Annotated in this window: 11 protein-coding genes; 7 read left to right on the top strand and 4 right to left on the bottom strand. The window is 32.6% G+C overall.

Features of this window, described 5'->3' with window-relative positions:
* Nucleotides 1-89 precede the first annotated feature (89 nt).
* Both PHR76_RS07400 and PHR76_RS07395 read right to left on the bottom strand, forming a co-directional pair.
* Nucleotides 90-2,624: a translocation/assembly module TamB domain-containing protein gene (locus tag PHR76_RS07400; protein ID WP_300060362.1), complete on the bottom strand. Its 2,535-nt coding sequence runs from the start codon at nucleotides 2,622-2,624 to the stop codon at nucleotides 90-92.
* Nucleotides 2,625-2,851: 227 nt separating this feature from the next.
* The gene (locus PHR76_RS07395) at nucleotides 2,852-4,570 is read right to left on the bottom strand and encodes a hypothetical protein (RefSeq protein ID WP_300060359.1); all 1,719 of its coding nucleotides are present in this window, start codon (nucleotides 4,568-4,570) and stop codon (nucleotides 2,852-2,854) included.
* 179 nt (nucleotides 4,571-4,749) lie between these two features.
* Here PHR76_RS07395 and tsaD point away from each other — a divergent pair, with 179 nt between their 5' ends.
* Genes tsaD through PHR76_RS07365 form a run of 6 tightly spaced genes read left to right on the top strand, consistent with a single transcriptional unit; the run spans nucleotide 4,750 to nucleotide 10,004 of the window.
* Nucleotides 4,750-5,772, top strand: a complete 1,023-nt coding sequence (gene tsaD, locus PHR76_RS07390; RefSeq protein ID WP_300060356.1) for a tRNA (adenosine(37)-N6)-threonylcarbamoyltransferase complex transferase subunit TsaD — start codon at nucleotides 4,750-4,752, stop codon at nucleotides 5,770-5,772.
* On the top strand, nucleotides 5,772-6,476 hold the full coding sequence (locus PHR76_RS07385) for a 16S rRNA (uracil(1498)-N(3))-methyltransferase (protein ID WP_300060353.1): 705 nt from the start codon (nucleotides 5,772-5,774) through the stop codon (nucleotides 6,474-6,476). Before tsaD ends, PHR76_RS07385 begins: the two co-directional genes overlap by 1 nt.
* Nucleotides 6,477-6,485: 9 nt before the next feature.
* The gene (locus PHR76_RS07380; RefSeq protein WP_300060350.1) at nucleotides 6,486-7,127 is read left to right on the top strand and encodes a DUF4159 domain-containing protein; all 642 of its coding nucleotides are present in this window, start codon (nucleotides 6,486-6,488) and stop codon (nucleotides 7,125-7,127) included.
* 22 nt (nucleotides 7,128-7,149) lie between these two features.
* On the top strand, nucleotides 7,150-8,238 hold the full coding sequence (locus PHR76_RS07375; protein WP_300060348.1) for an AI-2E family transporter: 1,089 nt from the start codon (nucleotides 7,150-7,152) through the stop codon (nucleotides 8,236-8,238).
* Nucleotides 8,239-8,241: 3 nt separating this feature from the next.
* Nucleotides 8,242-9,435, top strand: a complete 1,194-nt coding sequence (locus PHR76_RS07370; protein WP_300060345.1) for a class I SAM-dependent methyltransferase — start codon at nucleotides 8,242-8,244, stop codon at nucleotides 9,433-9,435.
* Nucleotides 9,436-9,440: 5 nt separating this feature from the next.
* Nucleotides 9,441-10,004: a hypothetical protein gene (locus PHR76_RS07365; protein WP_300060342.1), complete on the top strand. Its 564-nt coding sequence runs from the start codon at nucleotides 9,441-9,443 to the stop codon at nucleotides 10,002-10,004.
* Here the strand turns inward: PHR76_RS07365 and PHR76_RS07360 are convergent, their stop codons facing one another.
* Together PHR76_RS07360 and PHR76_RS07355 are read right to left on the bottom strand one after the other, a co-directional pair.
* A complete protein-coding gene (locus PHR76_RS07360; protein WP_300060339.1) occupies nucleotides 10,005-10,643 on the bottom strand; it encodes a M15 family metallopeptidase in 639 nt (212 codons plus the stop codon). It lies immediately after the preceding gene.
* 35 nt (nucleotides 10,644-10,678) lie between these two features.
* Complete coding sequence (locus tag PHR76_RS07355) at nucleotides 10,679-11,167, bottom strand: hypothetical protein (RefSeq protein ID WP_300060336.1); 489 nt, start codon at nucleotides 11,165-11,167, stop codon at nucleotides 10,679-10,681.
* A gap of 445 nt (nucleotides 11,168-11,612) precedes the next feature.
* On the opposite strand from PHR76_RS07355, the gene PHR76_RS07350 reads away from it, so the two are divergent.
* Nucleotides 11,613-13,020: DUF4397 domain-containing protein (locus tag PHR76_RS07350; RefSeq protein ID WP_300060333.1), on the top strand; the 1,408-nt coding region annotated here is incomplete at its 3' end.

The raw sequence follows: 13,020 nt of genomic DNA, 5'->3' as shown, positions 1-13,020 counted from the left end.
TAATGATATTGACAATTGCTCTGAAAATCAAACGTTTTCGTTAATAAGTTTTTAATTCTCCATAAGGACTAGACTTTGGACTTTTTTATTTATTCTTCTGGAACAATTTCAGGTGGTGTTTTTGGCTGTTCTGTTTCCGATTTTGGTTTCACAATTTTACTTTTTTTCCGGGTTGAAAAGTTTATAAATTCAGGAGCAATGTTAGAATCTGGAATTTCTTCATGTGATTTTTGTTCTTGTTCAACTTTATATTTTGCATTGCGAAAAACTTTGTTGTATAATTCATCAAAGGTATCAAAATCAACTTGATACGTGATACCTATTCCTTGCGTATAGCCAACCCCTTCTCCAATATAATTAATATCATTTTCACGGTTAAATACTTTAAAATTCAACGAACCGTCATCATTTACCCGATATAAAACTTCTAAATCACCTATAACGGCAGCCTGATTTACATCGCCAATTGGCACACCCAAAACACCATTAACAGAAATTCTTTCGTTGATATTGAAAGAGGTGGACACACTCACGTTGCCATTTGTTTCTCCATTTGGGGTTCGTTCGGCAGCAACATAACCGACTTCGACTGAAATTTTACTATCCGAATCAAAAAACAAATCATCAAAAACACCACTCATGGTTTGAAAAAGGTTGTTGTATAATGCACTTTGTCCTACATTACCACCTTCTGGACTTAAAAAACTATCGCTCGCAAGCAAATAAAGTGCTTGGGTTTGTCGTACATCTTTATCATCTAAAACCGTTTGTACTTCTGATTTTAAGGTAGAAGAAACGGTTGGCAAATAAATATTAAAATCGGGTTCTGGATTACTAATTGTTCCATTAATTAAAATAGCGACTTCTACTGGCACTTTTTGATTAACTGAAGAATTATTCAATAAAACGGCAGGATTAGCCCTCGTTTCATAAACTGCTTCTAGGTTTAATCGGGCTTTTAATGGATCGCCTTCCCAAACAATATTTCCGTTTTTGCGTACTTTGAATTTTTTATTAATTAAAGAGCGGTATTTAAAATTATATTCGCCTTGATACACCATAAAATCGCCATACATATTGAATTTTCCTAAGGTGTTAATTTGTAATAATAAATTACCTACTCCTCGCCCTTTCATATTATGGCCCGTTTCTTTATCTAAAATCACTTCTATTTCTGCATTTTCATTGATATCTAAATCAAACTGTAATTCGAGACCAGAATAATTACGTTCAGGTCGAACTAAATTGGCATTTAAATTGAACTTTTCTTCTTTGGTCATAAAATGGATAAAATTCTTTTCGCCCACTCCTACTTCATCTGAAATTGGTAATTTTATAGCAGTACCTTTTTCCGATTTAGCATTCACATCAATTAAAAGTGCAGAAGTTAATCCGGTAATACTTGCTCGGCCAGAGATAAAAGCTTTTCCGTAATAATAGGCATCTTCGGAATCTTCGGTGTCTAAAACGACCATATAATCTGTATTTACATTTAGGTCGAGTTTCCAATCGGACAATCGTGTATGTCTAATATTTCCAGATAAAATACCTTTTGTATTGTATTTTGTATCGCTTAAGTTGATATTTCGTAAAAGAAATTGCCGTTCTGTTAAATCGACCACCGCTTCATCTTGAATTTGATAATCTACATTTAAATAAGGGACGGCTAATCCCGCTTTATTTAAAAATAAACGGCCATTCATTTCTGGATTCATCAAATCGCCACTAAAATTTGCATTTCCACTAATTAAGCCTCGAATATTTGAAATGACTTCTCCGCCAATGTTACTGAACGCACCGATATTGAATTTGTCTAGCCGAACGGCCATGTCAATCATATTTTTACCACTCTGACTTGATAAATTTCCTTCTAACTTAAAACTTTCCAAATTTTTATTATCTATCGTGGAGAGAACTGCAAACGAATTTAATTCATTATTCCCAGTAACATCCAAGGCTAAATTTCCAAGTAGAATATTATTTACCTTTAAATCATCTACATCAATAGAAGCCAGTGGTTCAATGATTTTATTGCGTTCTTTAAAACTTGCTTTACCATTGAGATTTCCTTCCATGACAAAATTATCTATTTCAGGAATAATTTTTCCAATATCTACATGCTCAAAAAGCAATTCTAAATTCTTGTCGGCTTTACTATTAATTGCTCCAAAAAAACTTATTTTTTGTTCCTGATTGGTCAACAAAAAGTCATCAAACTTAAAATCGGATAAGTTGTTATTAAAAACAATTCGATTCGATTTACTATTTTCCTCATTTAAAAACCACAAATCATCTTTAAATTTCAACTCCGACTTCAGTAAGCCAACAACGTTATTCTTCTGTGCATCAATTGTATGATAGGCATCAATATTATAATAATCGCCCCCCGTTTTACCTCCTTTAAACTCTGAGCGAAAATAAAGCGTGTCTTTTTTGGTGATGTTAATCAAATTAAAATCTGATATTTTATATACTTTGGTTTGCACGCTGTCAATAGAAACATAGGTGTTGAAAAGCGGGTTTTTATTGTCAATTTCCAAATTCAAGTTGCTAATTACATTACCGTATGCTTTGATTTCTGGCGAATTAAAATCAATTTTAAAATCGTTGGTATTCGCATTCATACTTCCTTTAATATTGGAATTGGCACTGATGGAAATGTCTGGAAAGAATATCTCGATAATTTTGTTGTAGAGTGAAAAATTAAATTTTAAATACTGTTCTTTTTTAACTTTATTAGGTTGATAATTGGTATAAATACTTCCGAAAGCATTTTCAACAATAGCGGGAATTTCTTCAAAATCAAATTTTCCAACTAACTTTCCTTCAATAATATCGGGTGAATTGATTGTTATGGTTCGTTCTTTATTTGGTCAAAAGACGAATTCAATTTAAAATTATCAAAATAATAAATATCGCGTGGATTTTGATAGGACGTTTCTTCAATCAATACATCACCATATAAATTGTTAAGTGAATTTCCAACCAAATTGGTATATATCTTTCCTTTAAAAATCGAAACACTATCCATTTTAACCAGCTGCAGGGCAGTTAAATTTGCATAATCAATTTTGGTGTCAAATTTATATACATTTTCTTTTTTTGAAATGTCAACCAAACCGTCAAATTCCATGAATAAATTTGGGTCATTAATATTAACTTTTCCTTTAAAAATAGGTTTTTTAAAATTTCCATCTACAAGTATTCCCGTATAATTATAGTTCATAAACTGTAATTTGGTCACACTCCCTTTAAATTTTGTGTCGATTAACTTTAACGTAAATCCTTTTCCGTCCACATCAGCATTCATCGAAACATAACCCACTTCTTTTTGATTGAGCATTGAGCCAACATTGAAATTATCCAAAATAATTTTTCCTTTGTAGGTTGCATTATCAATATTTTGGATATTAGACATAACCAAATCTGCTTGTAAATTCCCTAAAGATGAAGACATAAACAAATCTGTATCTATAGTAGTAGTCGTGACAGTTGTAGATCCAATAACCGAAAATTGACCTAGTTTTTTTAAAGAAGTTGGTAATGTTTTTCCTAATAAATTCGGCAATAAAGCAGCTAAATCTTCATAATTTGAAGTCAGATTCTCAAAATTTCCGTCTAAGGAAAATAATTGTTTTTCATTTCCAAAAATATTTTTAAAATGTAAATCTCCAATAATTTTAGTATCGTGATTGTCAACAAGATTTAAGTTTTTAGTACGAAAATCATTGAGTGTTCCCAGAAGATTTGTTTTTAATTGAAAGGTGTGATTTTCACCTAATTCTTCATAAAAATAGCGAATGTCGTTGGAAGTAATGGTTGCAGAAGTTACATTAACATCAAAAATTACTTTATTTAGAAAATTCGAAAAATCTTCACGATTATACCGCATTGCCACGTCCGCTTTAAGCGTAGAAGCTTTGGTTGCTAAGTCTAATTTTTGAAGTAAAATATTATCTTTGGTATACGTAAAATTAGTTTTCAATTTTGTGACTTGTAATCCACGAAAATCTTTAAAATTCATGTTGCTAATGGCAGTTGTCACTGAAGTACCAAGTATTTTAAAGTTGTTTACTTGGGCATTAATATTTAAAAAATCTAAAATTTTCTTACTTTCTATATTTTCATCAATCATTATAAACCGGCTGTTTGCCAATTCAATCGTTTGTGCAGTCATTAAAAATTTGCCTGAGGAAGTTGATCCATCATCAAAAGCGGCTACAAATCGATCGAGATTATTATCCTTTTCGCCTTTGTATTGTTTTAATTTAAAAAGTAAATCATCTGCTTTGATATTTCCAAAAAGCAAATCGCCATTCGTTAACCGATTAAAATCTAAGATGTTTGTTTTTAATCGATTAATAAAAAACAAGGTGTCTTGATGGTGATCACGCACAAGTACTTTTTTAAGTTTTACACCACCAAAAACAGTAACTGAAGCTTGTTCTATCGTAATATCAGTGCCGTAGGCAATATTAATTTCGTTGGTGGCATATTGTCCGATTCTTGTTTGAACCGCAGGAATAGTGAGTAGAATACCAAAAACAAGTACCAATAGTAGAAAAACCACTAAAATTCGTAGTACTATTTTTTTAAATTTTCTGATATCCTAACTATTATAAATTTGTAGCATTATTTGTAAAAGTGTACTTTTACGGAAAACAAAAATAATTAATTTTAACAAAGAAAAATACTTTCTAAGTCGCTAAATTATTGGAAACAAATATACTTCAAAATTCATGCCTTTCTATGACTAAAAATCCTATTTTTATTTTATCGATTGAAAGTTCGTGCGATGATACCGCAGCAGCTGTACTAAAAAACGATGTCGTATTATCTAATGTGGTGGCCAACCAGCGAATTCACGAGGAATATGGTGGTGTTGTGCCCGAATTAGCTTCACGTGCACACCAACAAAATATTATTCCGGTGGTAGAATTAGCATTAAAAAAAGCGGGAATTACAAAAGACCAATTGCATGGCGTTGCCTTTACGCAAGGTCCAGGCTTAATGGGTTCTTTATTGGTGGGAAGTTCATTCGCCAAATCTTTTTCAATGGCTTTAGGAATTCCTTTATTGGCGGTGAATCACATGCATGCGCACATTTTAGCTCATTTTATTGACGAGGAAGGTTTTGACAAACCCACTTTTCCTTTTTTAGCGTTAACGATTTCGGGTGGACACACACAAATTGTGAAAGTGAGTGATTTTTTCGACATGGAAATCATTGGTGAAACAACCGATGATGCGGTAGGTGAAGCTTTTGACAAAACTGCTAAAATTCTAGGCCTTCCCTATCCTGGCGGTCCTTTAATAGACCAATTATCAAAACAAGGCAACCCAAAAGCATTTGCCTTTACGAGTCCAAAAGTGCCTGGTTTGAATTTTAGTTTTTCGGGGTTAAAAACCCAAATTTTATATTTTATTCAAAAAAATGTAGCTCAAAACCCTAATTTTATTGAAGAAAACAAAGCGGACATTTGTGCTTCCGTGCAACATACCATTATTAAAATCTTAATGGACAAACTCAAAATGGCCGTTGCGGAAACGGGTATCACACAAATTGCAATTGGTGGAGGTGTCTCGGCAAATTCTGGAATTCGAGCTACCTTAAAAGATGCTGAACAAAAATACAATTGGAAAACATTTATTCCTAAATTTGAATATACAACCGACAATGCGGCGATGATTGGTATAGTGGGTTATCAAAAATATAAACACCAACTTTTTGAATCGGCTACGGTTGTTTCAAAAGCTAGAATTGAATTTTAATGCAGTTATTTTATTTTCAAGCCATTGACCAGGATAGTCAGTCGTTTTCTTTTGATAAAGAAGAAAGCAAACATATTCATAAAGTTTTACGTAAGAAAGAAGGCGATATACTATTTGTTACCAACGGATTAGGTTTATGTTTTAAAACAGAAATGATCTTGGCTTCTGATACAAAATGTACGGTCAAAATTTTGTCTTTTGAAGCTCAAATAAAACCCGCCTATCACTTACATTTAGTAGTTGCTCCTACCAAAATGAATGAGCGATTTGAGTGGTTTTTAGAAAAAGCTACAGAAATTGGAATTCATGAAATCACGCCTATTATTTGTGAAAATTCAGAACGAAAAGTGATTAAAACGGAACGGTTTGATAAAATCATACTTTCAGCGATGAAGCAGTCCAATCAGTACTTTTTACCTATTTTGAACGAACCGATTGCTTTTAAATCATTTATCCAAAAAGAAATAAGTGGACAAAAGTTTATAGCTCATTGTGAAGAAGAACATAAAAAAACATTGAAAGAAAGCTTAAAGAAAGCTGAAAATGTAACAATTTTAATTGGTCCTGAAGGTGATTTTTCTTCTTCAGAAATCAAAATGGCTCTTGAAAATCAATATATTCCTTTATCTTTGGGAGCAACTCGCTTACGAACAGAAACGGCAGCATTAGTCGCTTGTCATTCAGTAGTATACGAAAACGAATAACCGTATTTTATGAAAAAAGTGTTTATAACTACATTGCTTTTTTTGGGTTTTTTACTCCAAGCACAAGAAATTGCTCTATTAAAATACAGCGGTGGTGGCGATTGGTATGCCAATCCTACTTCCTTGCCTAATTTAATTAAATTTTGCAACCAAACAATTCAAACCAAATTAACACTTAAGCCAGTCACTGTAGAACCCGGAAGCCCTGATTTGTTTTCTTATCCTTTTGTGCACATGACGGGACATGGAAATGTTACTTTTTCTGCTACTGAATTAATTAATTTACGAAATTATCTTTCTGCTGGTGGTTTTTTACATATTGATGATAATTTTGGAATGGATAAATACATTCGAAAAGAAATAAAAAAACTTTTCCCAAACAATGATTTGGTCGAGATACCCTCCAATAATGTCATTTTTCAAAAACCTTTTAATTTTCCAAGTGGTTTGCCTAAAATCCATGAACATGAAAATAATCGTCCGCAAGCTTTCGGGATTTTTATTGAGGGACGCTTAGCTTTATTCTACACTTTTGAATCGGATTTAGGTGATGGTTGGGAAGATGAAGAAGTTCATCATGACCCGAAAGAAGTTCGTGAAAAGGCACTAAAAATGGGTGCAAATATGATTAACTACGTTTTTTCAAATTAGTTTTTTATCTAAATAATTTTGTATGACTTCAAAAATAATAAGTGTTGGTATTTTAAAAGCAATTGGAAAATTAGTCTTGATTGCTCTGGTATTGCTTTTTATCTTTTCAATTCAAACCGTTCTATTATACTTAGTACTATCTCTCATTCTCGCACTTATTTTAAATCCATTAGTAGAATTTTTGCGAAATAAATGTAAGTTTAATACTGTTTGGGCTGTGATTACTACCTTTATAATTTTAATTTTGGTCATGGGCTTATTTGTGCTCATGTTCATCCCGCTAATTTCGTCACAGGCAGCAAGTTTATCCTTGTTGAATACCGACGCTATTCAGGAAAAAATTACTTTTATATATACCGATATCAACTTATTCTTAAGTGAAAGAGGTTTTAAAACAGAAGAATTATTAAAAGAGTTTAAAACTAAATCTATTTTAAATATTAATTTAGTTCCTGCTTTTTTTAATGGTTTATTGGGTACGTTAAGTTCCTTCGGAATGGCTGTTGCTTCAATTTTATTCATTACTTTTTTCTTCTTAAAAGATAAAATTATTTTTATTGCTGGTGCAAAAACCATCATTCCAGATAGTCACGAAGAAGAAACCTTGAATTCTATCCATAAAATCAATGTTTTGCTTTCTCGTTATTTCATCGGATTATTACTCCAACTTTTCATAGTTTTTGTGTTGTATTTTATCGTCCTGTTAATTTTTGGTATCAATAATGCTTTGATTATTGCTTTTTTATGTGCCATTCTAAATATTATTCCGTACATCGGCCCGTTAATAGCTTCTTTTTTAGCTGCTTTACTTTCGATGATTGGACATATTGGCGATGATTTTCAAACGACCATGTTACCATCTACAATCTATTTACTGATCGCTTTTTTTGTGGTCCAACTTATTGATAATAATGTGAACCAACCCTTAATTTTTTCGAACAGTACCAAATCGCATCCGTTAGAAATTTTTTTAGTGATTTTAACTGCTGGTTTTATCTCTGGAATAGTGGGAATGATTATCGCGGTACCTTTATATACCATTATTAAAGTAATAGGTAAAGAGTTTTTTCCGAACAATAAAGTTGTTCAATTGATCACAAAAAACTTATAGCATATGGCTTTGGAAGATTGGAAACGCCTACTAAATGATGACATTCAAACATTTATTTCACAGCAGGTTGGTCAATCGATTTCAACTTTAGCGTTACAAAAAAATCCTTTTCCAACGTTTGATTGGAGACAAATTTTACAACAGATAGAAGCCAAAACCAAAGCGAAAGAAAAGTTGCCCACGTGGTTTAAAACACCAAAAATAATTTACCCAAGTAAAGTTTCGGTAGAACAAACTTCTTCAGAAATTACAGCCGATTATAAAGCCAGTTTAATTTTTGGTAAAACGCTAATTGATTTAACTGGCGGTTATGGTGTCGATGCGTTTTATTTTGCAAAGCATTTTGAAAAAGTAGTTCATTGCGAGCACGAAGCAAGCCTTTCAAAACGTGTTTTGCATAATTATAACCAACTACAAGTAACCAATATCACTTGTCTTTCGGGAGAAAGTGAACGTATTTTAGAAAATTTACAAACTACATTTGATTGGATTTATATTGATCCTTCACGAAGAAATGAATCGAAAGGAAAAGTTTTTCTATTGCGTGATTGCGAGCCCAATGTACCCGAATTACTGAATTTTTATTTCCAATTTAGTTTAAGAATACTTATCAAAACGGCTCCTTTATTAGATTTAACTGTTGGTTTACAAGAATTAAAAAACGTAGCAGCTATTCACATTGTGGCCGTTGAAAACGAAGTGAAAGAATTACTTTGGGAAATCCATCACGATTTTAGTGGTAATCCGATGATTAAAACAGTCAACATTTCTAAAAAAGGAAAGGAACATTTTGACTTTGAAATGACCAAAAACAAATTCGAAGTTACTTTTAGTGAACCGCTTACCTATTTATTTGAACCCAATGCGGCAGTTATGAAATCAGGTGGTTTTAGTGAAATTGCAAAACATTATCCGGTTTTGAAATTGCATTCCCAAACCCATTTATATACTTCTGATAAAATTATGGATTTTTGTGGTAGGATTTTTGAAATTCAACAGAAAATAGACTATTCAAAAACGAATATGAAACGTCTTTTAGAAAATCAAAAAGCGAATATTACTACCCGAAATTTTCCGGAAACGGTAGAGCATATTCGAAAAAAATGGAAAATTAAAGATGGTGGCGATTTATATTGTTTCTTCGCAACCGATTTAAATAATCAAAAAATTGTTTTACTTTGCAAAAAAATAAAATAAGCCCCATGAAATTTATTGTTTTTACTTTTCTTTTATTGTTTTCAATCTCATTTAATGCTCAAAAAAACTGTGAATATACAGTTGAAGTGACGGATAGCTTAGGAACTTTAAAAACTACGAAAGAATTTTTAATGTTTGAAAAACGATTTGGAAACAATGAAAATTATATCTTTTTTTCGTTATCAGTCGATAACGGAACGCCTGTTTTAAACTATCAATTATTACAAAAAAATAGCGATTTTAGTAGAGCCTATTGTGTCGATCCTTCTGCTAAACTTTATTTTCAATTAGAAAATGGAAAAATCATCACGTTAGTGCATAATAATGTTGAAAATTGTGGTACTTTCTTTAGAAATGAAGATAAAAATGTACGGGTTTTATCTGCAAATTTTCTCTTCTTAATCAATACTATCGAAGAATTAAAAGCAAGCCCAATTGCCTTAATGCGAGTAAAATACAGTACAGAAACTGTTGATTATCTTATCCGAGAAGAATTTCAATCTGAACTTTTAAATGAAACCATCAAACCTGCAAATTATTTTGTAGACTATTTGCATTGCGTTAATTAATTAGTTGCAATTCCATCTAAAATTAGAAACAGCGTCTTTCTCTTTGGTGATTAAATCATAATGCCACCATTCGGAAGCAAAGGTTTTAAAAGAACTACTTTCCATCACAGATTTTAATAGTTTTCTATTGGCTAATACGCGTTCGGATAAATCTTGGTATGGATGTGCCGCTTCAATTCCAAAATGATCAAAACCAGTTCCCATATCTAATTCAACTCCTTTTTCATCAACCAATGTAATATCAACTGCACACCCACGGTTGTGAATCGAACCTTTTTTAGGATCGGCGACATAAATTGGATTGGAAACGATTGCCCACATTTTCTTTTGAATATCCAATGGACGATAACAATCAAAAAGTTTGATTCGGTAACCTAATTTCATGAACTTTTCGTTAGCTTCAATCAGTTTTTTTACTGTTTTAAAACGCAAATAACATTCGGCACACTCATAAACTTTAGCATTTAAAAAATTATTTTCGGTTGCGTATCGCATATCCAAGACAAAATCAGAAGAATAGTCTTTTAGATTAACAAAAGTAGTATCGTGAACAGTTAAAACTTCTTTCGACTGAATTGAAACTTCTTGAGCAAAGCCAAAATGAAAGAAAAAAATAAATAAGAGAATGAAAAAACGCATGAAACCTAGTTTTATCCTATAAATATAATAAAAAATTAGATTAAAAACTCAGACCAATAGTCTTGAATTAATGCTTCATGTTGTTGATAAAAGAGCATTGCTTTTTCTCGAGAACGAAAAGCTAAAAATTGTGGCAAAATTGAAATCCCAATATAAGGAGTAATAACATTGTCATTAATTTGTGGAAAAATAGCATAATTATCTAAGTGAGGATTCCAACCTCCAAAAAACGATTTTAATAACTGACTCAATTGAGCTTTGGCTAAACTGGCTTTGGCTTGGTTTTCTGTCGCAAAAACATTTCGGTTTTCTTCATTTACAGGACGATTTTCATAGGATTCAACTTTTGAAAAGCTATCCACATAAAAGCCACTTACCTCGCCTAAATCATCCCAAGACTTAAGAAGTTTAGGATTTTCTTCGAGGTATTTTTTTAAAGCTCCTAATTCATCTAGATTTTTTTTCTGTTGAAATTCTAGAGCATTTAAACGGTTAATAATATTCAATTTTTCTTCAGGCGTCATGATACAACCTTAATATTTTCATTAAAAAATTGGATGTAGAATTTGGGGCTACATGCAAGTACTTTATAAAAAGTGTTGAAAGTTATGACTTTCTCTCGTAATTTTCCTAGTATAAACTATAAAATGCTAAAAATAATCGTTAAAATGTATAAATGAATTCAATATAGATTATAATTTAAAAGTAGATATAATAGGGGCTAGCGATGAAAATCAAATGTATTAATTAAATTTTGTTTAACTTTTTATTCAAATAATTAGACATTCGTTTAACGCTAAACTAACTCCAATCTCAATTAAAATTGACACTAAACTATCTATGATGCTGAATTACAACATATTACAATTCTAAAATATATGTTAAAAACTATTAATTTTACGTTAAAATGTTAAAATAATATTTTGTTTATCTTTATCTTTATATCGTTAAACAAAAAGCATTATAATTATGAAAGAAATTACAAAACTTTTTTGGCTTGGAATGTTGCTAATAAGCAGCATCAGTTTTGCCCAAACTGCGAGATTACAAGTTATTCACAACTCGCCAGATTTAGCTGCGGCTACCGTTGATGTTTATGTAAACAACGGTTTGTTATTAAACGACTTTGCTTTTAGAACTGCCACACCATTTATTGATGTGCCTGCTGGAGTTGCTTTAAGCATAGACATTGCTCCTGCTTCTTCAACTTCTGCTGCCGAAAGCATTTACAACCTAACGGCTAATTTAGCCGATGGAGAAACGTATATTATTGTAGCAAACGGAATTGTATCGTCAACAGGTTACTCTGTAGCTCCAAACTTTGCTTTGAATGTATATGCAATGGGTCGTGAAGCTGCCTTGAATGAAACTAATACTGATGTTTTAGTGAATCATGGTTCGCCAGATGCACCAACCGTTGATGTGGTTGAAACTTCGGTACCAGCGGGAACTGTGGTTGATGATATTTCTTTTCCAGAATTCAGAGGATATTTAGAGTTACCAACCGCAGATTACATTTTAGACATTCGGGATGCTTCAGGAACGGTAACAGTAGCTTCGTATCAAGCTCCTTTAGCAACATTAGGTTTAGATGGTGCTGCCTTAATGGTTCTAGCTAGTGGATTTTTAGATCCTTCTCTAAACAGCAACGGACCAGCTTTCGGACTATGGGTGGCTTTACCAACAGGCGGTGAATTAATTCCATTACCTGCGGCAGAAATGCCAATGGCTCGTTTACAAGTAGTGCATAATTCACCCGATTTAGCAGCAGCAACAGTAGATGTGTATGTTAATGACGAACTTTTATTAAACGACTTTGCTTTTAGAACTGCCACACCATTTATTGATGTGCCTGCTGGAGTTGCTTTAAGCATAGATATTGCTCCTGCTTCTTCAACTTCTGCTGCCGAAAGCATTTACAACCTAACGGCCACCTTAGCCAATGGAGAAACGTATATTATTGTAGCCAACGGAATTGTATCGTCAACAGGTTACTCTGTAGCTCCAAACTTTGCTTTAAATGTGTTTGCGATGGGTCGTGAAGCTGCTTTGAATGAAACCAATACCGATGTTTTAGTGAATCATGGTTCGCCTGATGCACCAACTGTAGATGTGATAGAAACTTCGGTACCAGCGGGAACTGTGGTTGATGATATTTCCTTTCCAGAATTCAGAGGATATTTAGAGTTACCAACGGCAGATTACATTTTAGACATTCGGGATGCTTCAGGAACGGTAACAGTAGCTTCTTATCAAGCTCCTTTAGCAACATTAGGTTTAGATGGTGCTGCCTTAATGGTTCTAGCTAGTGGATTTTTAGATCCTTCTCTAAACAGCAACGGACCAGCTTTCGGACTATGGGTGGCTTTACCAACAG

It is taken from the genome of Flavobacterium sp. (assembly GCF_028689845.1).
Classification (GTDB): Bacteria; Bacteroidota; Bacteroidia; order Flavobacteriales; family Flavobacteriaceae; genus Flavobacterium.
Note: the sequence above shows the minus strand (reverse complement) of the source record. Positions and strands in the feature narration are given on the sequence as shown.